We start from the raw sequence: 23,007 nt of genomic DNA, 5'->3' as shown, positions 1-23,007 counted from the left end.
GGACGTCATGCCGGCACAGCACCGCGTCGCACCCCGGCCGCCGCGCTTCCCCGGAACCAGCCGTCGGCAGTTCCTCGGATACCTGCTCGCCGCCCCGACGCTGGCCGTCGGGGTGAAGCTCACCGCCGACTCGGTGCTGGAGGCCGAGGCCCTGCCGTCCGCCACGCCGGAGGTCTCCGAGGTCTACGACCTGTCCGATCTCCTCGCCGACTCGACACGGCCGACCGCGAACCTCATCACCGTGGTGCTCGAGGAGGACGGGACGGTCTCGTTCTCGATGCCGCGCGCCGAGAGCGGCCAGGGCATCACGACGATGGCCGCGATGCTCATCGCCGAGGAGATGGGCGTCCCGGTCTCCGACGTGAACGTGACGCTGGCCGACGCCCGCCCGGAGCTGCTGTTCAACCAGCAGACCCAGGGTTCCTCCACCGTCATCTCGATCTACACGCCGATCCGCGTCGCGGCCGCCCTGGCCCGCGGCCGGCTGCTCGAGGCGGCGTCCACCCTCCTCGGTGACGAGGCCACGAACCTGCGGACCACCGGGGGCAAGGTGGTCTCCGAGGCCGGGTCGAGCATCCCGTTCGCGCAGCTCGCCACCGCCGCGGCCAACTCCGAGACCCGGGAGGCGCTGACCGAGCTGAAGGGCCCCGACGACTTCACGGTCATCGGCACCCCGCAGCGTCGCGACGACGTCCGCGCGGCGGTCACCGGCAAGAAGAACTACACGATGGACATCGACGTCCCCGGCGCCGTGCCGACCATGATCGCGCGCCCGCCGACGATCAAGGGCACGGTCGAGTCGATCAACAACCAGGACGAGGTGCGCTCCATGCCGGGCGTCACCGACGTCGTGGAGATCTCGACCGACGCCGCGCCCGGCCGCGGGACCACGTCCTCGGGCGTCGCGGTGTGCGCGCGGACCTTCGGCCAGTGCATCGACGCGATCAACGCCCTGGACATCACCTGGGGCGGGGGCAACGCCGACGGCGAGTCGGACGAGTCGATCCTGCGGCAGCTGCGCGAGGCCCCGGCCCCGGTGAACCTCCCCTCGCCGACGCCGCTGGACCGGGCCGGGGGACAGATCCCGCTCGCGACCGGTGTCCTGGGCTCCGCCGGCGACGTCGGCCCCGCCGGTGCCGCCGGCCCCGTCGGTGATGTCGGTCCTGTCGAGGCCGTCGAGCAGGAGTTCGTCTTCCACTGGCGCAGCAACTCCGCGATGGAGCCCAACGTCGCGGTGGCCGACGTGCGCTCCGGCAGCGCGGAGGTCTGGACGCCCAGCCAGATCCCGATCAACACCCAGGACCAGCTCGCCCGCGAGCTGGACCTGACCACCGGCCAGGTCACGGTGCACGTCACCCGCGGCGGTGGGGCCTTCGGCCGGCGCCTGTTCAACGACGCACCGCTGGAGGCGGCGCGGGTGTCCAAGGAGGTCGGCAAGCCCGTCAAGCTGATGTGGCACCGGGCGGACGAGTGCCGGGTCGGCCGCGTCCACCCGATGTGCATCTCGCGCCTGCGCGCCACCTACAGTCCGGGCACGAACCAGGTCGTGAGCTTCGAGCAGCGCCACACGAGCGTCGCGACCGACTACACCGAGTCCTTCGGCGACATGATCACCTCGCAGGCCGCGCAGCTGCCGTTCGCCAACGAGCTGACGCTCTCGCAGACCGTCTTCCTGCTCACGGCGAGCGTGCCCTACGACGTCGGCGCGGTCGTGCTCGGCTACAACGAGATCTTCGACTTCGACAAGTTCGCGACCGGGAGCTCCCGGAACCTCAACAACATGGACGTGCGGCCCGCGCAGGAGCTCATGGTCGACCTCCTGGCCCAGAAGCTGGGCGAGGACCCGCTCGAGTTCCGCCTGGACCGCCTCGAGAGCGACCGCGCGAAGGCGGTGCTGGAGAAGGTCCGTGACGAGGGCGACTGGGGCCGTGACCTGCCCGAGGGCGTCGCGCAGGGCGTCGCCGTGCACAACGAGTACAAGGGCACGGTCGCCGTGCTCGCCGAGGTCGACACGCGCCCGGCGACGGCGAACCGCGACATCCGCGGCGCCACCACGGGACCCCGTGTCCGGAAGGTGACCGTCGCCGTCGACGTCGGTCTCCCGATCAACCCGCTCGGCCTCAAGGCGCAGATGGAGGGCGGGGTGATGACCGGGATCGCCCACGTCTTCACCGGCAGCCTGCACCTGCGGGACGGCAACTTCCTCGAGGGCAGCTGGGACGACTACCGCTACACCCGCCACTGGAACTCGCCGCCGGAGCTCGACGTCCACGTCATGCCGGCGACCGGTGAGCGTCCGGGCGGCGCCGGCGAGCTCGGCGTGGGTGTCTCCGTGGCCGCCGTCGCCTGTGCCTACGCCCGGGCCACGGGCACCACGCCGACGAGCTTCCCGATCGGCCACACCAAGGACGTGCCGTTCAAGGTCAAGCCGTTCGTGCCCCCGCTGCCCCCGTCGCCCGAGGACGGCCTGACGTCGTACCCGACGCCGTCCGCCGCCGGCCCGGTCTTCAACCCCGCGAGCTAGGAGCCCCCGTGCCTCCCCACACCTTCAAGGTCAACGGCCGTCCCGTGACGGTCGACGTCGAGGACGACGTGCGCCTGCTCTGGGTCCTGCGCGACATCCTCAAGATCACCGGGCCCAAGTACGGCTGCGGCATCAACGTCTGCAAGGCCTGCACCAGCCACATCAACGGCCGCGCGTTCAACCCCTGCTCCGTGCCGGTCGGGCAGATCCGGCCCACCGACGAGATCACCACAATCGAGGGGCTGCCCGAGACCGTCGGCGCCGACCTGCACCCGATGCAGGAGGCGTGGATCGACCGGGACGTGCCGCAGTGCGGCTACTGCCAGCCCGGCCAGATCATGGCCGCCGTCGACCTGGTGAAGAAGGTCAAGGCCGACGGCGGGTCGATCACCGACGACGACATCGACGAGATCCGCAACATGTGTGCCTGCGGCACCTACTCCCGTATCCGCGAGGCCATCAAGCAGGGCGCCGCGAACATGTGAGCCCGCCGTCGCCCCCACCACACTCTCGAAGGGAACCGTCATGACCGGAGCACTGAGCCCCTCCCACTGGGTGATCATCCTCGTGGTCGTCCTGCTGCTGTTCGGCGCGAAGCGCATGCCCGACGCCGCCCGCGGCATCGGCCGCTCGCTGCGCATCTTCAAGGCCGAGACGGCGGCGCTGTCCGAGGACGGGAAGGACGACCCGAAGGAGCCCGCGCCCGCCGCGACGCCCGCCGTCGGCACGGCACCCGCCGCGCGCACCGTGGATGCCGAGGCGGCACCCGGAGCCGCACCCGGCTCCCGGGTCTGACACGTGCCGACGCTGATGCGCCGGCGGCCCCGGTGGTGGCCCGGGCGGCGTCGCGACCCCGAGGCGACGATGTCGGTCCTCGACCACCTGCTCGAGCTGCGTCGCCGGCTGGCCTGGGCGCTCGTCGCCGTCGCCGTGGGCACGATCGCCGGCTTCGTCTGGTACGAGAACCGGATCGCGGGCGTGCCCAGCCTCGGGTCGCTGCTCATCGAGCCCTACTGCTCGCTGCCCGCCAGCGCCCGCTCGGGGCTCAACGGCACGGACTGCCGGCTCCTCGCGACCGGTCCGTTCGACCAGTTCCTGCTCCGGGTCAAGGTCGCGCTGACCGCCGGCGTGGTGCTCTCCGCGCCCGGGTGGCTCGGGCAGCTCTGGATGTTCGTGACCCCGGGGCTGCGGCGCCCGGAGCGCCGCGGTGCCGCCGCCTTCGTCGGTGCGGCGTCGGTCCTGTTCGCCGGCGGCGCCGTCCTGGCCTTCCTGGTGGTCGCCCAGGCGCTGGGCTTCCTGCTGACGATCGGCAACAGCGTCCAGGCCACCGCCCTGCGGGGCGAGGAGTACTACTCGCTGGTGCTCTCGCTGATGGTCGTGTTCGGCGTGGCCTTCCTGACCCCGCTCGTGGTGATCGTGCTGAACCGGGTCGGGGCCGTCTCGTACCGGCGGCTCGCACGCTGGCGGCGGGGGATCATCTTCGGCGCCTTCCTGTTCGCCGGGGTGGCGACGCCCGGCGGTGACCCGATCTCGATGGCCGTGCTCGGCACGGCGCTGTCCGTCCTGCTCGAGGCGGCCATGCAGGTCTGCCGCCTGCACGACCGCCGTCGGGCGCGTCGGGACCCGGGCTGGGAGGACCTCGACGACGACGCCCCCTCGCCCCTGACCGATCCGGCGTCGCCGCTCGCGACGGAAGGTGGGACATCGTGCTGAACATGAGCATGGGTGAGCTGATGCTGCTCGCCCTCGTCGGCTTCTTCGTGATCGGCCCGGAGCGCCTCCCCTCGGCGATCCGCGGGCTCGCCCGTGTGGCCACGCGGGTCAAGGAGTACGCGGCGACGGCGCGGGAGCAGATGGACTCCGCCGCCGATCTCGCCGAGGTCCGCCGTCAGCTCGACGAGCTGCGCGAGCCGCTGGCCGAGATCCGCTCGGCCGACCCGCGCCGGGCGGTGCGGGAGGCCTTCCGGGACGCGCCGGCGCCCCGCTCCCGGACCTGACGGGTCACCGCGCGGGACGCCACAGCGCGCCCTCGATCGCCTCGTCGGTGCCGTCCGGGGCGCGCCGCAGCGTGGCGAGCTCGTCGAGGTGCCCGGCCATGTCCAGCGCGGACAGGGCGGCGTCGAACGCGTCCTCGGTCGCGACGACGTCCTCGACGAGCGCCGCCGGGATGCGCGGGTCGCCGGCGGCGAGCGCGCGCCGGGCCTGCGCGGAGCGCTTGACCACCGGCCCCGTGTGCACGCGCGGGTAGATCTCCACGACCGTGGCCGGACCGGCGTCGTCGAACGGCCACACGGCGACGCCGGACGCCCGGAGACGGGCGAGGTGGGGCATGCCGCGCAGCGAGCCGGCCCCGACCGCGCCCGCACCGCCGATCTGGAAGGTCGAGCGCGGGTCGAACCCGTCGGCGCGGGCGGCCTCCTCGGTGGCGCGGTAGCGGGGACGGGCCGGGTCGAGGGGCGGCTGCGGTGTCGGGCCGCGGCCCCAGAACGGCGGGCGGCAGGCGCGCAGCCACGCCTCGCCGTCGCGCTCGACGAGCGCCCAGAGCGCGTCGACGTCGGCACACCCGTGCTCCCGGGCGAACCAGGCCGGCAGGGCGAACGAGAAGTCGAGACCCGCGACCAGCGGCCCGTCCGCGGCGCGCGCGAGGAGAAGGTCGGTGACGCCGGCGCGGTCGAGGCCGCCGTGGACCGCGAGCAGCCGCCCGGGTGCCGCCGACGCCACACGGATGCGCCGGTGGGCCGCCCGCGCGTCGCCCGACCAGTCCACCGCGAGGACCTGCACGCGTCGCCGCCTTCCGAACCGTTCGTCGTGTCTCGCGCGCCGTCCGTCGCGCGTTGCCCACCGCTGATCCCGTCGAACCGACCGCCACGCTTTCCGGTGGCCCTTCGTCGCACCGATTGCCGGACACGGGGCCGACGGGTTGAGTCCCCGATGACCGCTTGTCGCAGCTAACGATGCGCCGAACGGTCGATTCCACTCACCCTTGAACGAGGAGACCCGCATGTTCCGACGCGCCGCCGCCACCCTCACGGCCTCGGCCGCCCTGACCGCCGCGGGCCTGCTCGCCGCGGCACCGCTCGCCCAGGCCGACCCGGCCCCCACCGACGACAACGACAACAACGGCGGGGTCTCCCTGCTCAACGACCTCACCGTGCTGCCGGTCCAGGCGTGCGGCACGGACGCGGGCGTGCCGATCCTGTCGGACGTCCTCGACCCCACCGACGCGGCCCCGGACGCGAGCTGCACCGTGACGCACGACTGAGCTTCTCGGGGCGCGCCTACCCGACCAGCACCCGGCTCGGCGGTGCGGCGACGACCGCAGGGATGCGCAGCCGCACCGCCGTGCCGACGCCGGGCCGGGTGTCGACGTGCACGTCGCACTGCGACCCGAAGGCGGCCTGCAGCCGGCGGGAGACCTCGGCGATACCGCCGTGACGCCGGTCGACCTGGGAGGCCGTGCGGGTCGCCTCCGGCCCCATCCCGGCGCCGTCGTCGGACACGGTGATCACGCAGTCGGCCCCGGAGCCCGCCGCGAAGACGCTCACCGACCCGCCGCCGGGGACCGGCTCGATGCCGTGGCGCACGGCGTTCTCGACCAGCGGCGCCACGACGAACGGCGGGACCGCCACCCCGCGCACCTCGGGCGCCACCGCGACCTCGGCCCGCAGCCGCTGCCCGAACCGGGCCTGCTCCAGGGTCAGGTAGCGCTCGGCGTTGAGCAGCTCGTCGCCGACCGTCGTCAGCTCGCCCCCGGAGCGGAACGAGTAGCGGGTGAAGTCCGCGAACTCGGTGAGCAGCTCCCGGGCCCGCCCCGGGTCGGTGCGCACGTACGACGCGATCGCGGTGAGCGTGTTGTGCACGAAGTGGGCCGAGAAGCGCGACCGCAGGGCCGCCTCGACGTCCTCGGGGGACGGCGCGGCCACGATCTCGGGGGCGGGCTCGGGGATCTCGACCGCCGGACGCGCCTGCCGGACGGTGGACGTCGCGGGGCCCTCCGTGGTCTCCAGGTCCGCGAGCTCCATGTCGGTGTCGACCACCGGCGCGGAGAGCATCGGCGCGGCGACCGTCGCGGGGTGCGCGGCGCGCAGGCCCCGCCAGGTCGGGCGCTCGAGCAGGCCGGTGGCCGTCCAGCGGCGGTGCTCCACCTGGCCGACGAGGCGCGGGGTCAGCCAGTGCGCCCCACCCGCGTCCTCGGGCAGCGCCGAGGCGAACGGGCTCCCCGGGCGCTCCAGCGACGCGAGGACGTCCTCGAGCTCGCGGCGCGCCGCGGCCGTCACCCCGGTGACGACGCGGCCGGTGTAGCGCAGCCCGGACTCGCCGGGGAAGCCGACGAGGAGCGCGCCGACGGTGTCCGGGCGCCCGCGGGCCGGGACCCAGCCGCCGACGACCACCTCCTGGGTGCGCCGGACGGGCGTCTCGATCCAGCTCCGCGAGCGCCGTCCGACCTGGTAGGTCGACTCGAGGCGCTTCGCGACGACGCCGTCGAGTCCGTAGCGCCGGGCGGTGCCGACCACGGCGTCGGCGTCGACGCCCATGAAGAAGGGCGGGATGACCACCTTGCTGCCGGAGAGGTCGAGCTCGGCGAGCAGCTCGCGCCGCTGGCGGTAGGGCAGCCGGCGCGTCGAGGAGCCGGCGACCTCGAGCACGTCGAAGACGTAGAACGACACGGGGACCTGGGCCTGCAGGACCTCCGAGGGGTGGGCCACGCGGTGGCGACGGCGCAGCTTGCCCGCGCTGGGCCGGCCGACGCCGTCGAGGGCCACGACCACGCCGTCGAGCACGAGCCCGCTCGTGCCGGTCCACGGCGCCGCCACCCCGAGCTCCGGGAAGTGGGAGGTGACGTCGCGGCCCGCCTCGGTGACCAGCCTCAGGCCGTCGTCGTCGGTGTGCGCGAGGCAGCGCAGCCCGTCCCAGAGGAACTCGAAGGCCCAGCCCGCGCCGCGCGGGACGTCGCCGGCGCTCGCGAGCATCGGGCGCCCAGGTGCGGCCGTCGGCGCGGAGGCCGTCGCGTGCGCGAACCCGGTCGCGCCGGAGAAGGACGCCACCCGCGTCATCGGCGCCACCTCCCGACCCGTTCGCGCCGCGGCCGACGAGGTGATCGCCGGCACGTCCCACGGTATCCGCGCGCCCCGACGGCGGCACCGTCCTCGCGGACGCGACGCGCGCGGACTGCGACCGGGGACCAGTGAGCAGCGACGAACGGTGGAAGACCCGGTGGCGGCCGGCCGACGCCGGGCCCCTCGGGTCAGGTCGCCGCCAGACCCACCGCGACGACCGTCGACGGGCGGGCCGGCACGGACCCGCCGGGCTCGACCGACACGGCCCACCCGCGGGGCACCGGCGCGGGCGGCCCCGCCGGTCCCGGGGTCGCGTCGACCGGGCGCGTCAGCCCGTCGTCCGGATCCAGCACCGCCACCGCCACGGGGACGTTGCCCGGCAGCCCGGTGGCCCAGAGGACGTAGTCGCCCGACGCTCCGGCGCCCGGCAGGGCCAGCGGCACCATGCGGATCGGGGCCGCGGCGTCGCCCGGGTCGAGCACCACCGCCGCCGGCTCCCCGGTCTGCGTCCGCAGCACCGCGGAGCGCAGGCCCGGGTCCCGGGACCGCGCGTCGGCCACGATCTGGTCGGCCTGCTGACCGAGCACGGCGGTGGGGTCGTCCGACCGGCCCTCCTGGGTGGGGAGGACGGCGCCGGCGACCACGAGACCGACCCCCAGCACGACCGCAGCGACCAGGCCCCCGACGACGGTCAGGACGCGCCGGCGGCGGACCGCTGGGGCCGGCGTCCCGCCGGCGTCGGCTGTCGACGGGGCGGGCGCCGGGCGGCCCACCGTCCGGCGCGGGACGGGACGCGCGGGCGGGCCGGGCTCGGCGCGCGCGGCCGCGAGGACCCGGCGGCCGAGGTCGGGCGGCGGATCGACCGCGGGCACCGCGGCGCCGAGCGCGGCCACCACCTCCCGCGCCTCGGCGAGGGCGCGCCGGCACACCGCGCAGTGCGGCAGGTGGGCCTGCAGCGCGCGGTCCTCGTCGGGCTCGAGGGCGGAGAACGCGTGGCCGACCGCGTCGTCCCGGTGGTCGCAGGCGCTCACGCGAGATCCCCGAGCACGTCCGCGGCCGACGCGCCGAGCACGGGCCCCAGCAGGACGCGCAGGCGGGCGACACCGGCGAACATCCGGGACTTGACGGTGCCGATCGGGACGCCGGTCAGGCTCGCGACCTCACGCTGGGAGTACCCGCCGTAGTAGGCGAGTCCGAGCGCGGTGCGCTGCTCGGTCGGGAGACGGCGCAGCGCGGACCGGACCTGCTCCCCCAGCACCGCACCGAGCGCCTGACGAGCCGCGGACGGGTCGGCGGCGGTCCGCCCGGCCAGGCCCTCGTCGGGCTCGGCCGTGGTCGGGTGGTGACGGCGCCGGGTCGCCTCGCGGCGCACGGCGTCGACGGCCTTGTGGTGCACGAGCGTCATCAGCCAGCTCGCGACCGTGCCCCGTCCGGCGTCGAACCGCTGCGGGTCGCGCCAGAGGGCGAGGAAGACCTCCTGCACCACGTCCTCGGCCATCCCGTCGTCGGCGCAGATGCGGCGGGCGAGCGAGTAGGCCGGGCGCCCGTAGCGGGCGTAGAGCGCGTCGAGCGCCGTGGCGTCCGCCCGCGCCAGGTGCTCGAGCAGGGCGGCGTCGGCCGATGCCTCACCCGCGACCGGCGTGGGGGCGTCCCCGTCGGGACCGTCCGCGCGGGGCGGCGTCAGCGGCATGGCCACGCGGCCACCTCCTCGTCAGGTTCTGGGCATCGTTCGCCCAGGGGTCGCTGACGGTTCGGCCGATGGGGCGAACGATCACGCTGACGCCTGCTCAGGACGCGAGGTCGGCCTCGAGGTCGTCGCGCGCCTGCTCGAGCGCGCGGAGCCGCCGACCACGGGCCGGCACCCGGTCGTCGGCGAGCAGCCGGGCGATCTCGGCCTCGACCGCGCGCAGGCGGTCGCGGGCCGCCGCCCTGGCGACGACGCGCTCCGCCTCCCGCGCCACCTCGCGCGCCTGCTCGCCGCGCCAGCGGTCCCGCCAGTCCGTGAGGCGTCGCATGGTGCTACTAAACCGGTTCAAAGTCGGAACGTGCAAGGGGCTCGGGGAAGTCGATCGACGTGCGCTTGAACCGGTTCACCGCTCTGCCCGGTCCCGACGGCCGGGCGGGCGCGAGAAGATCGGGGGGTGGAGACCGAGGGACGCGCGCGGGTCACGCTCGCGACGGTGGCGGGCGCGCTGGGTGTCTCGCGGGCGACGGTGTCCAACGCCTACAACCACCCCGAACGGCTCAGCCCGCCGCTGCGCGACCAGGTGCTCGCGACCGCGCGCGAGCTGGGCTACGCCGGTCCGCACCCGCTCGCGGCGACGCTCTCGCGCGGCCGGGTCAACGCCCTCGGGCTCGTCTACGAGGACCCGATGTCGTTCGCGATCTCGGACCCCGCGGCGGTCCTGTTCCTGCAGGGCGTCAGCGAGGTCTGCGAGCGCGAGGACCTGGCGCTGGTCCTCATCAGCGGCGGGCCGAACAGCGCGGTCGCCCGCGTGGCCCTCGTCGACGCGGTCATCTGCTACTGCGACGTGCCGATCGAGGGCAAGCTCGCGGCGATCGTGGACCGCGGCCTGCCCTTCGTCGTCGTCGACGGGCCGCGGCTCCCGGGCGCCGGCCACGTCGGCATCGACGACCGGCGCGGGGCCGCCGGGGCCGCCCGCCACCTGCTCGACCTCGGGCACACCCGGCTCGGGGTGCTCGCGATGCCGCTGGTGGACGACGGGTGGGAGGGCACCGCGGACCCGGACCGCCAGGACCGCGCCCGCTACCGCGCGTCCCGCGAGCGGCTCCTGGGTTATCGCGAGGCGCTGGAGGCCGCGGGGCACCGCTGGTCGGCCGTGCCGGTCGAGGAGCGCTCGCCGTACGGGCGCGACGCCGGGCGGCGGGCGGCCGCCGCGCTGCTCGCCCGCCGCCCGCGGCCGACCGCGCTGCTCGCGATGAGCGACGAGCTCGCCCTCGGCGCGATGGCCGCCGCCGCGGACGCGGGGCTCGCGGTGCCCGGCGACGTCTCGATCGTCGGGTTCGACGACGTCCCGGCCGCCGCCGACGCGCACCCGGCGCTGACCACCGTCCGTCAGCCCCACCAGGAGAAGGGCCGCCGGGCCGCGGCCCTGCTGCTGCGCCCGGACCCCGCCCGGGACGAGCACACGCTGCCCGTCGAGCTGGTCGTCCGTGCCTCGACGGGTCCACCGCCGAAGCGGTCAGAGGGCCCGTGACCTGTCCGAACGGAGGGTGACCGGACCGTCCGCGCAGACACCGTGCGGCAGCGCACACGCCGGTACGGTGCTGTGGAGCGAGACACGCGCGGAAGGGTGCCCATGGCTGGTCAGTGGTTCGAGTCGGTCGCAGAGGCGCAGCGGCGCGCCAGGAAGAGCCTGCCGAAGTCGGTGTACGGCGCCTTGGTGGCCGGTAGCGAGGCCGGCGCGACGCTCGAGGACAACATCAACGCCTTCCGCGAGCTGCAGTTCCTGCCGCACGTGTGCGACCTGCCCTACGAGAAGGACCTGTCCACCACGGTGATGGGCCAGGACGTCTCGATGCCGGTGATCGTCTCCCCCACCGGGGTGCAGGCGGTCAACCCGGAGGGCGAGGTCGCGGTCGCCCGCGCGGCGAAGAACGCGGGCACGGCCATGGGCCTGTCGTCGTTCGCCAGCCGCTCGATCGAGGACGTCGTCGAGGCGAACGACAAGACGTTCTTCCAGATGTACTGGGTCGGCGACCGCGAGACCCTCGCGGCGCGGGCCGAGCGCGCGAAGAAGGCCGGCGCGAAGGGCCTCATCGTCACCCTCGACTGGTCGTTCTCCCACGGCCGCGACTGGGGCAGCCCGTCCATCCCGGAGAAGATGGACTGGAAGACGATCCTCAAGTACATCCCCGAGGGCGCGACGCGGCCGAAGTGGGGCCTCGCGTTCCTGCGGTCCGGCAAGATCCCCGACCTGACCGTCCCGAACATCCCCACCCAGGGCGAGCAGCCGCCGACGTTCTTCGGCGCCTACGGCCAGTGGATGTTCACCCCGCCGCCCACCTGGGCCGACGTCGCCTGGTTGCGGGAGCAGTGGGGCTCGGACCTGCCGTTCTCGGTCAAGGGCATCACCCGCGTCGACGACGCCAAGCGCGCCGTCGACGCCGGGGCCACGGCGATCCAGGTCTCCAACCACGGCGGCAACAACCTCGACTCGACCCCGGCGCCGATCCGCGTGCTGCCCGGGATCGTCGAGGCGGTCGGCCGCGACGTCGAGGTGATCCTCGACGGCGGCATCCGGCGCGGCAGCGACGTGGTCAAGGCCCTGGCGCTGGGCGCCAAGGCCGTGGCCATCGGCCGCGCCTACCTGTGGGGCCTCGCCGCCGCGGGGCAGCCGGGCGTCGAGAACGTCTTCGAGATCCTGCGCGGGGGCATCGGCTCGGGGCTCATGGGGCTGGGCAAGTCGTCGGTGCACGACCTCGTGCCCGAGGACCTCATCATCCCGCCGAACTTCACGCGCCAGGCCGTGCACTAGCCACAGACGACGACGGCCCCCTCCCGATGCTCGGGAGGGGGCCGTCGTTCGTCTTCCGGGGGTCTGGGGGGCGGAGCCCCCCAGGGCTGCTCGAGCCGACCCCCGCGTCTTCCGGGGGTGTGGGGGCCGAAGGCCCCCACTGTGCGGTAGCGGTGGGATTCGAACCCACGGTGGGCAGAACCCACACGCGCTTTCGAGGCGCGCTCCTTTGGCCGCTCGGACACGCTACCGCCGACAAGGCTACGGGACGCTCCGGTGACGATCACGACCGGGCCAGAAGTCGACCATCAGCGCAGCGCACTCGGCCTCCCGCACGCCACCGACGACCTCGGGGCGGTGGTTGAGCCTGCGGTCGCGCACGACGTCCCAGAGCGAGCCCACGGCGCCGGTGCGCGGTTCCCAGGCCCCGAAGACGATCCGGTCGACGCGGGCGAGCACCGCCGCGCCGGCGCACATCGTGCAGGGCTCGAGGGTGACGACGAGGGTGCAGCCGCCCAGCCGCCAGCCGTCGCCGTGGGCAGGTGCCGCCGCGCGCAGGGCGAGGATCTCGGCGTGTGCCGTGGGGTCGCCGGTGGCCTCGCGCGCGTTGGCGGCCGCCGCGAGCTCGCGTCCGTCGGCGTCGAGCACCACCGCGCCGACCGGCACGTCGTCACCCGACGTCCGGGCGATCTCGAGGGCCCGGGACATCCAGACGGCATCGATGGGTCGAGCTCCGCTCCGCTGCGTCTCCCGGTCAGGGAGCAGCGGTCTCCACGACCTTGGCCAGCTCGTCGGCGAACCCGCAGCGGCGGGCGATCGCGGTGAGCTGCTCGTCGGGATAGAGGTCGATCTCCTCGACGAGCACGGCGAGCTCGTCGGAGGGCACGCCGAGGTCGGCGAGCATGCCGAGATCACCCTCGGGCCACGGGTCGTCGTCGGCCTCGTCCTCGTCGGGGACCTCGAGGCGCAGGAGGTCGAGCACGTCGGCGGCGACGTCGTAGTCGAGCGCCGCGACCGCGTCGGACAGCAGCAGCGCCACCCCGCCGGGGGTCGGGCGCACGAGGACGAAGAACTCGTCGTCGACGTCGAGCAGGCCCAGCACCGCGCCGGTGGAGCGCAGGGCACGCAGGGCGCTGATGGCGGCGTCGAGGTCGGCCAGGCTGTCGCGGTCCATCGCGACGGCGCGCCAGCGTCCCTCCTCCCGCGTGACCGCCACCGCCCACCCGTCGAGGGGCGCGACGGTGCCCGCGCCGCCGCGTGTCGCGGTGGAGCCTCCGGGGCCCTGGCCTGCCATGCCACTACGGTAGGTCGGGACGTGTCTCAAGTGGAAGTCCGGCGAGGTCACGGGCGCCGGACGGTCGACGGCGCACTCCTGCCGGGCGTCTCGGGCCGCTCACGGGTGAACGATCGCCTTCGCATACGCAACGACCTCACGAACGGAGTGCCAGGATCGGACGGGTGAGCGCTCCGGAGCGGCGAGCGGGCGGGCGACGCGCGGCGCATCGCGCCCCCGAGCGGGCCCTGCTGGCCGAGGCCCGGGCCCTGCAGCCGCGCACCCTCGCGCTGCGCCGCGTCCTGCACCGGCACCCGGAGATCGGGCTCGACCTGCCCGTCACCCAGGCGGCGGTGATCTCGGCGCTGCACGAGCTGCCCCTCCAGGTCACCACGGGGCAGGGCTGCAGCTCCGTCGTCGCCGTCCTGCGCGGGGCGCGGACGGGCCCGACGGTGCTCGTCCGCGCCGACATGGACGCGCTGCCGATGGACGAGGACAGCGGGGTGCCGTTCGCGTCCGAGGTCGACGGCGCCATGCACTCCTGCGGCCACGACCTGCACACCGCGATGCTCGCGTCGTCCGCCCGCCTGCTCGCGGAGCGTCGCGACCGTCTCGCCGGCACGGCGGTGTTCATGTTCCAGCCCGGCGAGGAGAGCGCCCACGGGGCGCGGACGATGCTCGACGAGGGGCTCGTCGACGCCGACGGCCCCGGCGGAACGCCCGAGTCGGCGATGGCCCTGCACGTCACGTCGCGCCTCGCGGCCGGCACGCTCCAGACGCGACCCGACTCGATCATGGCGTCGTCCGACGACCTGCGCGTGCGCGTCACCGGCCGCGGCGGCCACGCGTCGGCGCCGCACGACGCGCTCGACCCGGTGCCGGCGGCCGCGGCGATGGTCGGGGCGCTGCACACGATGATCACCCGGCGGGTCAGCGCGTTCGACCCCGCGGTGCTCACCGTGGCGCACATCAGCGCCGGCACGACGACGAACGTCATCCCGGAGACCGCCCTGCTCGAGGGCACCGTGCGCACGCTCTCGGAGGAAACCCGCTCCCGGCTGCTGGACGAGATCGGCCAGGTCTGCACCGGGGTCGCGAGCGCCTACGGGTGCACGTGCGAGGTCGAGATCGAGGCCGGCTACCCCGTGACGATCAACGACCCGGACGTCGCGGACCGCGTCGCCGACGTGGGCCGCTCGGTGCTCGGGTCGCGCTTCGTCGAGCCCATGCCCGACCCGATCATGGGCTCGGAGGACTTCTCCTACGTCCTCGGCCGCGTGCCCGGGGCGCTCGCGTTCCTCGGCGCCTGCCCGACCGACGTCGACCCGACCGCGGCGCCGCCCAACCACTCCAACCGCGTCGTCTTCGACGAGGACGCGATGGTCGCGGGGGTCGCCCTGTACTCGGGGTACGTCATGGACGCCCTGCGACCCAGCTGACGGCCGACCGACGGGCCCGTTCGGGCGTATCCCCCTCACTCTCGCGGGTCGCCCTATCGTCGGCGCCGTGGAATCCGCAGGTGCCATCCTCGCCGCCGCGCAGAGCCGGCCCGTCTGCGTCGTCGGGCTCGGCCTCATCGGCGGCTCGCTGCTGCGCGCGGCCACCGACGCCGGCCGACAGGCCTGGGGCGCGTCGGCGTCGACGACCACGGCCGAGAAGGCCGCCGCCGACGGCTACGACGTCGCCGCCTCGGTCGACGAGGCGCTCGCCCGCGCCGCCGCCGCGGACGCCCTCGTCGTGCTGGCCGTGCCCCTGACCGCGCTGGAGGACGTGCTGGCGATCGTCGCCCGGGAGGCGCCGCACTGCCGGCTCACCGACGTCACGAGCGTCAACCAGCCCGTCGCCGAGGCCGTGCTGCGCCGCGCGCCGGCCACCCGCTTCGTGGGCGGGCACCCCATGACCGGCACCGAGTTCTCCGGCTGGGACGCCGGCTCGCTGCAGCTCTTCCACGAGAAGGTCTGGGTGGTCGCGACCGAGGACGACGCCGACCTCGAGGTCTGGGTCGACGTCGCCGCCCTCGCGCTGGCGTGCGGCTCGGTCGTCGTGCCCGCGGCCGGCGACGAGCACGATCTCGCCGTCGCCCGGATCTCCCACCTGCCCCACCTGCTGGCCGCCGTCCTCGCGTCGGTCGGCGCCGACGGCGGGGAGCTCGCGCTCGCCCTGGCCGCCGGGTCGTTCACCGACGGCACACGCGTGGCCGCGACCCGTCCCGAGCTCACGGCCGCCATGTGCGAGGGCAACCGCTCGGCCCTGCTGTCGTCCCTCGACGACGCCCTCGGCCGCCTCGGCGCGGCCCGGGGCTCGCTGGCGTCCACGGGCGGGCTGCTCTCGACGCTTCGCGCCGGTCACGAGGGCCGCGAGGCGCTCGACGAGGCCCGCCGGGCCCGCCGCGAGGTGCGGATCGACCTCGACGGCACGCCCGGCGAGTTCCTCGAGACCATGCGCGAACTGGGGCGCACCGGCGGACGCGTCATCGGCTGGACCTCGGAGGCCCTCGACGCCGCCGACGAGGCCCTGGGCGTCCTCGAGGGCTGATCGGGCGCCGGCGGGTGTTCGAGCAATGCGGCTTTCCTGGCGTGTGACGCCAGGATCGCCACAGGCTCGCCGGGGCGACACGCCGGGGGCGCACCGTCAGCCCGCGACCGTCGCGGCGAGGGACACGCCGGTGAGGTCCTCGGCGGCTCCCCAGAACCGCGCGGCGAGGTCCGCGTCGAGCGCCCGGCGCGGGAAGCGGGCGCGTGCCGTCTCCCCGGTGAGCCCGAGGAAGCCGTCCGGACCCCAGTAGCTCCCGTTCTCCGCGCCCGGGTCGGCGGCGGCGAACAGCAGCGGCTCGGCGCCGGTGTCGACCTCCTGCGAGGGCAGCAACCGCTCGAATCGCTGCCAGGTCATGGGGCTCGGGGCGGAGCGGCCGAGGTTGGGCCCGCTCGTCTGCAGGTTGGTGTGGGTGTAGCCCGGGTGGGCGGCGGTGCTGCGCAGGTCCCAGCCGCGCTCGTCCGCGAGACGGGCGAGGTGGCGGGTGAGCAGCAGGTCCGCGAGCTTCGACGCGCCGTACGCGAGCCAGGGGTGGTAGCGCCGCGGCTCCTCCAGGTGCGCCGGGTCGACGCGGCCGAGGTAGGCCGCCCCGCTGCTCATCGTGGCGACGCGGGCCCCCGGGGTGCGCAGCAGCGCCGGCAGCAGGCGCACCGTCAGGGCCAGGTGCCCGAGCGCGTTGCTGCCCATCTGGAGCTCGATGCCGTCGACGGTGAGGCGCCGCTCGGGCACCGCCATGACTCCCGCGTTGTTGACGAGCACGTCGAGTCCGCGCTCGTCGGCGAGGAGCCCGTCGGCGAGCTCCTGCACCGAGGACAGGTCGGCGAGGTCGAGGCGGCGGAGCTCCAGGTCGGCGCCGGGGACCCTCGCCCGCAGCTCCTCGAGTGCCGCCTCGCCGCGCTCGGGCGAGCGCACGGCCAGGACGACCCGGGCGCCGGCGGCCGCGAGCCGGGCCGCCGCCTCCTTGCCCGTCCCGCTGTTGGCGCCGGTGACGACGGCGGTCCGTCCGGTCTGGTCGGGCACGGCGTACACGGCCGCTCCTCTCGTCATAACAGACCAACGGTCTGTTGATGCCTCGACGCTAACGGACCGGCGGTCTGTTCGCAACGGACCGCCGGTACGTAAACTGTGGCGCGTGACCTTCCGGCGGGCGCGCAGCGACGAGCAGCGCGAGGAGCGACGGCGGGCGATCCTGGCGACGACCGCCGCGATGCTCGCCGAGATGCCCGTCGCCGACGTGAGCCTGAACGAGATCAGCCGCCGCGTCGGGCTGGCGAAGTCGAACGTGCTGCGCTACGTGGAGTCCCGCGAAGCCGCCCTGCTGGACCTGCTCCACGCCGAGCTCTCCGCGTGGCTGGCGGTCGTCGCGGCGGCGTCACCCGGCGAGGGATCGCCGCGCGGGCGCATCGACGGCGCGGCGGACCTCGTGGCGCGCACCCTCGCCGAACGGCCCGTCCTCTGCGACCTGCTCGGCGCCCAGGCCGCCGTCCTCGAGCGCAACGTGTCCACCGACCTCGCCGCCCGCCACAAGCGGGAGTCGCTGGCCGCGGCGGGCGAGCTCGCCGCGGTCCTGCGCCGGCACGTCCCCGAGCTCTCCGAGGACGCCTCCGTCCGCGCCGCCGGCGCCGCCGCCCTGTGCGCCGGGGCCGTCTGGACGGCCACCCAGCCGTCGGCGGCGATGTGCGTCGCCTACGACGAGAACCCCGACCTCGCGGCGATGCGCCTCGACTTCGCCGGCGCGGTGCGCGAGCTCGTGGCGGTGCTGCTCAGCGGCCTCCTCGCCCGCGAGACCTGAGAGCGTCTCAGCCGCACCACCCCTCGCTGTCGGACCGAGCCGGTACACTCGAACACATGTTCGAAGGATTCGTGGACGAGACGCCTCGCGAGGCGTCCGCCGCGCGCGCCGCCGGCGTGGACGGTGTCGTTCCCGGTCCCGAGCTGGCCGACCGCCTGGTCACCGCCGACCTCGCCGCCGACCGGCCCGACGCGGCGGACCGCTCGCCCGCCGGGGAGGAGGCGTGGCAGGCCGCCACCGCGAGCGGGCTCGGCCGGGTCGAAGGGTGGTCCCGGATGGCGGGCTGGGTCCAGGCCCAGGAGATGCTCGCGGTCGAGGCGCTCGTCGCCCGCGCCGTCGAGCGTGCGGAGCAGCGGCCGCCCGGCACGCTGCTCGACGAGCACATGGGCGGGGTCGGCGCGGAGGTCGACTCCCTGGTGGCCGAGCTCGCGCTGAGCTGGCAGGTCGCCCAGCGCACCGCCGCGCGCCGGGTCGACGAGGCGGTCAGCCTGGTCAACGGCGTGCCGCTGCTCATCGAGGCGATGCTCGACGGGCGCCTCGGCATCGCCCACGTCCGCGCCCTGGGCGGAGTGCTGCTCGATCTCGATCCGGCCCTCGCCGAGCGCATCTCCCGCGATCTGCTCGAGGGCACCTCCTCCGGCTCCCCCATCGCGCGCACGCCGGCGCAGCTGGCCGGGTCGGCCCGCCGCGCCGCCATCCGCCTCGACCCCGGCAGCGCCCGCCGGCGGGAGCGGCGCGCCGCCCGCGAGCGCGAGGTGCACCTCGGCGCCGAGAGCGACGGCATGGCCACGGTCACCGCCTACCTGCCCGCGGCCGAGGCGCTGCTGCTCTACCGCACCATCGACGCCCACGCCCGGCGCAGTGCGCCCGCCGAGCCCGCCGACGACGGAGACGACGCCGCCGAGGGTGGCGAGCGGTCGCCCGGCGCTCGTCGGGTCGACGCACTGTGCGACCTCGTGGCCCTGGGTTCGCTCATCGCGGGCGGTGCGGAACCGGCGGTGGCGGACCCGACTCCCGACCCCGGCGCCTGCGTCGGCGAATGTCGGTGTGGAGCGGCGGCCGACGGCGAGCCGACCGACCGCGAGCCGACCGACGCCGAGCCAGCCGACGCCGAGCCAGCCGACGCCGAGCCAGCCGACGCCGAGCCAGCCGACGCCGAGCCAGCCGACGCCGAGCCAGCCGACGCCGAGCCGACCGAGGGCACTGGGGTCGAGTCCCGCGACGACTCGACCGGCGTCAGGCCGCACGGCGGCGAGCGAGGCAGCCACGGATCGGCCGACGACAGGCCAGGTGGCGACGACCCGACCAAGGACGACCCGGCCCGCGACGACCCGGCCCACGACGACCCGAACGCCGGCACACCTGCCGAGGACGAGGCGGTCGAGGACGGACTGAGGGACGAGGAGCCGGGCGAGGACGGCACCGGTCTCGACGGGAGCGAGGTCGCGTCGGACGACCCCGACACCGGGCCCGACGAAGAGGTCGACCAGTCTCCAGACCGGGCCGATCCGCGGGGAGACGTCGATCCACCGGGCCGTCAGCGCCCGCCTTGTCCGCCTCGTCCACCCCGCAACGTCCAGATCCGGGTCGTGGTCTCCGCGGACACGCTGCTCGGGCTCGACGACCGCCCGGCCGAGCTCACCGGCTACGGCCCGATCACCGCCGCTGAGGCGCGGTCGCTCGCGGCCGGGGCGGACGCGACGTGGCGCCGGGTGCTCACCGACCCGGTCTCAGGGGCCGTGCTCGACGTCGGTCACCGCCGGTACCGACCACCCGCGGCGATGGCGGAGCACGCCCGCAACCGGGACCTGACCTGCACGTTCCCGGGTTGTCGCGTGCCGTCCGAGGCCTGCGACCTCGACCACCTCGTGGCGTACGACCCGAACGATCCCGACGGGCGCACAGCGGCCGACAACCTCCATCCGCCCTGCCGCCATCACCACCGGATCAAGCACCTGCGCGGCTGGTCCGTGGCCCGGGGACCGAATGGCTCCGTCCTGTGGACCACCCCGACCGGACGGCGCTTCCGGACGGTCCGCCCGGTCCTGATGGCGGCCACGGTCGAGGAGGTCCCACCACGCCCCGAGCCCGTCGACGACCCACGGGTCGACGTCCCGGACGCCACCGACCTTGACGATCTGCTCCGATCCCCCGCACCGGCAGCGGCCGCCGCGGGAGCCGACGATGCGCCGCCGTTCTGATCGCCGGCGCCACGTCGAGCCCGTGTGCGGCCCGGCGACGCACGGTGCCCGCGACGAGGCGATCGAGCGAGTGCCCTCAGGACTCCGGCCCTCAGAACAAGGTGTCGTGCTGGGGCTGGCGCTCCCGGCGGGCGTGGCGCGGGCGGCGGGTGCTGGTGGAGGTCGAGGGTGCCGGCGCCGGGGAGGCCCCGTGCAGCGCGCCGAGCGACTCCGGGGCCGACGCCTCCGACGGCACCCTCTCGCCGGTGGGCGCGCCGTGTGCCTCGGGGCTCGCGCCGAGCGAGGGACCCGTGGCCGCGGCGTGCGCGCCGGCGTGGGACCAGCGGGCGTCGATGCGGATCCAGTCGCCCCCCGAGTCACCGGAGCGGTAGGGCGTCCCCCGCCGTTTGGCGACCACGCCGGAGAGGCGCTGGGCGACGACGCCGGCGAGCAGCGCGGGGCCGTCGTCGTAGGCCGGCGACACCTGGATGCGGGTGGAGCGCGAGAGGTCCAGCCGGGACAGCGTGGCCCGGCGCTCCTCGAGCGGCCGCGGGTCGAGCGGCACGCCGTAGAGGCGCATGACGTCGTAGACCATGAACACCGCCGGCCGCTCGCGGGCGAGGGCGCGGGCGCGCTGGGCGTCGGAGACCCCGAGCCGCTCGCCGAGGGCGTCGGCCGAGGGGCTGCCGCCGTCGAGCATCACGGCCTCGCCGTCGAGCACGCCGTCCGCGACGGCGTCGACGAGGCCGGCGAACTCGGGGAACCGCGCGGTGACGTCCTCGCCGTCGGCGGTGTAGAGGGTCAGCTCGCCCTGGTCGACGTCCGCGAGCAGGCGCACACCTGCCCAGTCGACCTCGTAGCTCCACTCACCCTCGACCGGCAGGTCGCCGGGAACGGGGAGCATCGGACGCACCGGACCATCGTGCCCCCGCGACCCGACACTCCCCGGGACCGGGGTCGGCGCGTCGTGGGCTGGGTTGGCTGGGACGAATGGGGCTGCTGCGGCATGCTGGAACGGACGCACGGTGACCGTCCACGGACCGTGCCCACCGAGAGGGGCCGATGATGCGCGCGATCTGGAACGGCGCGGTGTCGTTCGGGCTCGTGAACGTGCCGGTGCGGCTGTACGCCGCGACGACGAACCACGACATCCGATTCCACCAGGTGCACGAGCGCGACGGCGGCCGGATCCGCCAGAAGCGGACGTGCTCGGTCTGCGGCGAGGAGGTCCAGTACTCCGAGATCGCCAAGGGGTACGAGACCGACGACGGCCAGCTGATCATGCTGGACGACGACGACCTCGCGACGCTGCCGGTCGCGACGGGGCACGAGATCGACGTGGTGCAGTTCGTGCCGTCGGACCAGATCGACGCCCTGCTGCTCGACAAGAGCTACTACCTCGAGCCCGAGAGCAAGGCGGTGAAGCCCTACGCGCTGCTGCGGGAGGCGCTCCGCGAGACCGACCGCATGGCCGTGGTGAAGGTGGCCCTGCGCCAGCGCGAGACCCTGGCGTTGCTGCGGGTGCGCGACGAGGCGATCGTGCTGCAGACGATGCTGTGGCCCGACGAGGTGCGCGAGCCGGAGTTCGAGACCCTGCGCACCGAGGTCGACCTGCGTCCGCAGGAGATGCAGATGGCGTCGTCGCTGGTCGAGAGCCTGTCCGGCGACTTCGAGTCCGACCAGTTCGAGGACGACTACCGGCAGGCGGTCGCCGACCTCATCGAGTACAAGCGCGAGCACGGCGGCGGGCGCCCGACCCCCGAGGCCGCTCCCGCCGACGAGGGCGACGACATGACCGACCTGCTCACCGCCCTGCGGCGCAGCGTCGAGGCGGCCGGCGGCAAGGCGCCCGCGGAGGAGCCCGCGGCGGCCTCCTCCGGCACGAGCACGGAGACCGACGAGGCTCCGGCCGAGGAGAAGCCGAAGCGGTCCCGCTCGCGGACGAAGAAGACCGCGGAGAAGAGCGAGGAGAAGGCCGAGGAGGCCACCGCGGAGGAGACGCCGAAGAAGTCGACCTCGCGGCGGTCGACGAAGAAGAAGTCCGAGGACGCCGACGAGGACGCGGCACCGGCGAAGGGGCGGCGCACCAAGACGGCGTAGCAACGGCCGGGCCGGACGGATCGCGGTCGCGTCGACGGGGTCGGCACGGTCGAGCCATCGCCTCGGTCGGCCCGGCCCGTTCAGCCGGCGAGCGCCTCCTGGTCGGGGACGTCGTAGCCCTGGTCCTCGATCACGTCGACGAGGGCGCGCACCGTCACGGCGTCGTCGTGCTCGACGCGGACGCTGCGGGTGTCGACGTCGACCTCGACCGTCCGCACGCCGTCGATCGGGCCGACGGCGCCCTCGATGGCCGACTTGCAGTGCCCGCAGTGGATCTCGGGCACGGACAGGGTGGTGCTGGCCATCCTCTGGCCTCCGTTTCGTCGCGGCGGGGTCGGGGGAGCCCCCGGCGTCAGCGACACCGTCCTCCGTCGAGGGCGGCATCGATACCCCCCGAGGGTAACCACGACGCGAGGGAGCGCTGCACGACCATGGCCGAGACCGGAGCGCTGCAGGGCAAGACCGTCATGTTCCTGTGCGCCAAGGAAGGCACCGAGCAGGTCGAGCTGACCGAGCCCTGGAAGGCCGTCGAGGAGGCCGGCGGCACCCCGGTGCTGGTCTCGGAGACGCCCGGGTCGATCCAGGCCTTCAACCACCTCGACAAGGGCGACCGCTTCGACGTCGACGCGGTGATCACGCAGGTCAAGATCGAGAACTACGACGCCCTCGTGCTGCCCGGCGGCGTCGCCAACCCCGACCTGCTGCGCACCATCCCCGACGTCGTCCAGGTGGTCGGGCAGTTCTTCGCGAACCGCAAGCCGGTCGCCGCGATCTGCCACGCGCCGTGGACCCTCGTCGAGACCGATGTGCTGCGCGGCCGCCGCATGACCTCGTTCCCGAGCATCGCGACCGACCTCCGCAACGCCGGCGCCGAGTGGGTCGACGAGGAGGTCGTCGTCGACCAGGGCCTGATCACCAGCCGCAACCCGGACGACCTGCCGGCGTTCTGCCGCACCCTCGTCGAGGAGTTCGCGAACGCCCCGACCCCGGCCCACGCGCTGTCGAGCGACCAGGGCTGACATGCGGGAGACGCCGACCGGCCGCCTGAGCTGGGCCGGTCGGCGTCATCGC

At 74.9% G+C, this 23,007-nt stretch carries 24 protein-coding genes and 1 tRNA gene; 14 read left to right on the top strand and 11 right to left on the bottom strand.

Features of this window, described 5'->3' with window-relative positions; genetic code table 11:
• Positions 1-7 precede the first annotated feature (7 nt).
• Genes ACR9E3_RS30330 through ACR9E3_RS30310 form a run of 5 tightly spaced genes read left to right on the top strand, consistent with a single transcriptional unit; the run spans position 8 to position 4,521 of the window.
• Entirely contained in the window at positions 8-2,524 is a 2,517-nt protein-coding gene (locus tag ACR9E3_RS30330; RefSeq protein WP_460384671.1) for a molybdopterin cofactor-binding domain-containing protein, read from the top strand.
• An 8-nt stretch (positions 2,525-2,532) separates the two neighbouring features.
• Positions 2,533-3,009 carry a (2Fe-2S)-binding protein gene (locus ACR9E3_RS30325; protein WP_460384670.1) on the top strand — a complete coding sequence of 159 codons (477 nt, stop codon included), beginning with the start codon at positions 2,533-2,535 and terminating at the stop codon, positions 3,007-3,009.
• A 40-nt stretch (positions 3,010-3,049) separates the two neighbouring features.
• Positions 3,050-3,319 carry a Sec-independent protein translocase subunit TatA gene (tatA, locus tag ACR9E3_RS30320; RefSeq protein WP_460384669.1) on the top strand — a complete coding sequence of 90 codons (270 nt, stop codon included), beginning with the start codon at positions 3,050-3,052 and terminating at the stop codon, positions 3,317-3,319.
• 3 nt (positions 3,320-3,322) lie between these two features.
• Positions 3,323-4,237, top strand: a complete 915-nt coding sequence (gene tatC, locus ACR9E3_RS30315; protein ID WP_460384668.1) for a twin-arginine translocase subunit TatC — start codon at positions 3,323-3,325, stop codon at positions 4,235-4,237.
• A 2-nt stretch (positions 4,238-4,239) separates the two neighbouring features.
• On the top strand, positions 4,240-4,521 hold the full coding sequence (locus ACR9E3_RS30310; RefSeq protein ID WP_460384667.1) for a Sec-independent protein translocase family protein: 282 nt from the start codon (positions 4,240-4,242) through the stop codon (positions 4,519-4,521).
• A 4-nt stretch (positions 4,522-4,525) separates the two neighbouring features.
• Here the strand turns inward: ACR9E3_RS30310 and ACR9E3_RS30305 are convergent, their stop codons facing one another.
• Positions 4,526-5,305: a hypothetical protein gene (locus ACR9E3_RS30305; RefSeq protein ID WP_460384665.1), complete on the bottom strand. Its 780-nt coding sequence runs from the start codon at positions 5,303-5,305 to the stop codon at positions 4,526-4,528.
• A 220-nt stretch (positions 5,306-5,525) separates the two neighbouring features.
• On the opposite strand from ACR9E3_RS30305, the gene ACR9E3_RS30300 reads away from it, so the two are divergent.
• Positions 5,526-5,786 (top strand): hypothetical protein, encoded by a 261-nt coding sequence (locus tag ACR9E3_RS30300; RefSeq protein WP_285653123.1) that lies wholly within the window; start codon positions 5,526-5,528, stop codon positions 5,784-5,786.
• Positions 5,787-5,802: 16 nt separating this feature from the next.
• On the opposite strand, the gene ACR9E3_RS30295 is transcribed toward ACR9E3_RS30300, so the two are convergent.
• From ACR9E3_RS30295 to ACR9E3_RS30280, 4 genes are all read right to left on the bottom strand, one after another.
• Positions 5,803-7,578, bottom strand: coding sequence for an ATP-dependent DNA ligase (locus ACR9E3_RS30295; protein WP_460384663.1), 1,776 nt, complete (start codon positions 7,576-7,578; stop codon positions 5,803-5,805).
• Between the two features lie 191 nt (positions 7,579-7,769).
• Positions 7,770-8,612 (bottom strand): hypothetical protein, encoded by an 843-nt coding sequence (locus ACR9E3_RS30290; RefSeq protein WP_460384662.1) that lies wholly within the window; start codon positions 8,610-8,612, stop codon positions 7,770-7,772.
• Complete coding sequence (locus ACR9E3_RS30285; protein ID WP_460384714.1) at positions 8,609-9,271, bottom strand: RNA polymerase sigma factor; 663 nt, start codon at positions 9,269-9,271, stop codon at positions 8,609-8,611. Before ACR9E3_RS30285 ends, ACR9E3_RS30290 begins: the two co-directional genes overlap by 4 nt.
• 97 nt (positions 9,272-9,368) lie before the next feature.
• On the bottom strand, positions 9,369-9,596 hold the full coding sequence (locus ACR9E3_RS30280; protein ID WP_460384660.1) for a hypothetical protein: 228 nt from the start codon (positions 9,594-9,596) through the stop codon (positions 9,369-9,371).
• A gap of 126 nt (positions 9,597-9,722) precedes the next feature.
• Here ACR9E3_RS30280 and ACR9E3_RS30275 point away from each other — a divergent pair, with 126 nt between their 5' ends.
• Both ACR9E3_RS30275 and mftD read left to right on the top strand, forming a co-directional pair.
• Entirely contained in the window at positions 9,723-10,799 is a 1,077-nt protein-coding gene (locus ACR9E3_RS30275) for a LacI family DNA-binding transcriptional regulator (RefSeq protein WP_460384658.1), read from the top strand.
• A gap of 102 nt (positions 10,800-10,901) precedes the next feature.
• Positions 10,902-12,080, top strand: coding sequence for a pre-mycofactocin synthase MftD (gene mftD / locus ACR9E3_RS30270; RefSeq protein ID WP_460384656.1), 1,179 nt, complete (start codon positions 10,902-10,904; stop codon positions 12,078-12,080).
• A gap of 144 nt (positions 12,081-12,224) precedes the next feature.
• Here the strand turns inward: mftD and ACR9E3_RS30265 are convergent.
• From ACR9E3_RS30265 to ACR9E3_RS30255, 3 genes are all read right to left on the bottom strand, one after another.
• Positions 12,225-12,310 (bottom strand) — tRNA-Ser (locus tag ACR9E3_RS30265).
• A 10-nt stretch (positions 12,311-12,320) separates the two neighbouring features.
• Positions 12,321-12,767, bottom strand: a complete 447-nt coding sequence (locus ACR9E3_RS30260) for a nucleoside deaminase (RefSeq protein ID WP_460384654.1) — start codon at positions 12,765-12,767, stop codon at positions 12,321-12,323.
• A 46-nt stretch (positions 12,768-12,813) separates the two neighbouring features.
• Positions 12,814-13,353, bottom strand: a complete 540-nt coding sequence (locus tag ACR9E3_RS30255; RefSeq protein ID WP_285653104.1) for a tRNA adenosine deaminase-associated protein — start codon at positions 13,351-13,353, stop codon at positions 12,814-12,816.
• A gap of 164 nt (positions 13,354-13,517) precedes the next feature.
• Here ACR9E3_RS30255 and ACR9E3_RS30250 point away from each other — a divergent pair, with 164 nt between their 5' ends.
• Both ACR9E3_RS30250 and ACR9E3_RS30245 read left to right on the top strand, forming a co-directional pair.
• On the top strand, positions 13,518-14,771 hold the full coding sequence (locus tag ACR9E3_RS30250; RefSeq protein ID WP_460384652.1) for a M20 metallopeptidase family protein: 1,254 nt from the start codon (positions 13,518-13,520) through the stop codon (positions 14,769-14,771).
• A 67-nt stretch (positions 14,772-14,838) separates the two neighbouring features.
• On the top strand, positions 14,839-15,867 hold the full coding sequence (locus ACR9E3_RS30245) for a prephenate dehydrogenase (protein ID WP_460384650.1): 1,029 nt from the start codon (positions 14,839-14,841) through the stop codon (positions 15,865-15,867).
• A gap of 96 nt (positions 15,868-15,963) precedes the next feature.
• Here ACR9E3_RS30245 and ACR9E3_RS30240 read toward each other — a convergent pair whose 3' ends face one another.
• On the bottom strand, positions 15,964-16,893 hold the full coding sequence (locus ACR9E3_RS30240; RefSeq protein ID WP_460384648.1) for an SDR family oxidoreductase: 930 nt from the start codon (positions 16,891-16,893) through the stop codon (positions 15,964-15,966).
• 103 nt (positions 16,894-16,996) lie between these two features.
• Between ACR9E3_RS30240 and ACR9E3_RS30235 the strand changes: the two genes are divergently transcribed.
• Both ACR9E3_RS30235 and ACR9E3_RS30230 read left to right on the top strand, forming a co-directional pair.
• On the top strand, positions 16,997-17,656 hold the full coding sequence (locus tag ACR9E3_RS30235; protein ID WP_460384646.1) for a TetR/AcrR family transcriptional regulator: 660 nt from the start codon (positions 16,997-16,999) through the stop codon (positions 17,654-17,656).
• Between the two features lie 56 nt (positions 17,657-17,712).
• Positions 17,713-19,857 carry a DUF222 domain-containing protein gene (locus ACR9E3_RS30230; RefSeq protein WP_460384645.1) on the top strand — a complete coding sequence of 715 codons (2,145 nt, stop codon included), beginning with the start codon at positions 17,713-17,715 and terminating at the stop codon, positions 19,855-19,857.
• 91 nt (positions 19,858-19,948) lie between these two features.
• Here ACR9E3_RS30230 and ACR9E3_RS30225 read toward each other — a convergent pair whose 3' ends face one another.
• On the bottom strand, positions 19,949-20,740 hold the full coding sequence (locus ACR9E3_RS30225; protein ID WP_460384713.1) for an ATP-dependent DNA ligase: 792 nt from the start codon (positions 20,738-20,740) through the stop codon (positions 19,949-19,951).
• 161 nt (positions 20,741-20,901) lie between these two features.
• Between ACR9E3_RS30225 and ku the strand changes: the two genes are divergently transcribed.
• On the top strand, positions 20,902-21,936 hold the full coding sequence (ku, locus tag ACR9E3_RS30220; protein ID WP_460384643.1) for a non-homologous end joining protein Ku: 1,035 nt from the start codon (positions 20,902-20,904) through the stop codon (positions 21,934-21,936).
• Between the two features lie 80 nt (positions 21,937-22,016).
• Here the strand turns inward: ku and ACR9E3_RS30215 are convergent, their stop codons facing one another.
• Positions 22,017-22,241, bottom strand: coding sequence for a copper ion binding protein (locus ACR9E3_RS30215; protein WP_460384641.1), 225 nt, complete (start codon positions 22,239-22,241; stop codon positions 22,017-22,019).
• A gap of 126 nt (positions 22,242-22,367) precedes the next feature.
• Here ACR9E3_RS30215 and ACR9E3_RS30210 point away from each other — a divergent pair, with 126 nt between their 5' ends.
• A complete protein-coding gene (locus ACR9E3_RS30210) occupies positions 22,368-22,955 on the top strand; it encodes a type 1 glutamine amidotransferase domain-containing protein (protein ID WP_460384640.1) in 588 nt (195 codons plus the stop codon).
• The last annotated feature ends 52 nt before the right edge of the window (positions 22,956-23,007 follow it).

It is taken from the genome of Actinomycetospora sp. C-140 (assembly GCF_054796175.1).
The sequence above is the reverse complement of the archived record's forward strand: the minus strand, read 5'-3'. Positions and strand labels throughout refer to the sequence as shown.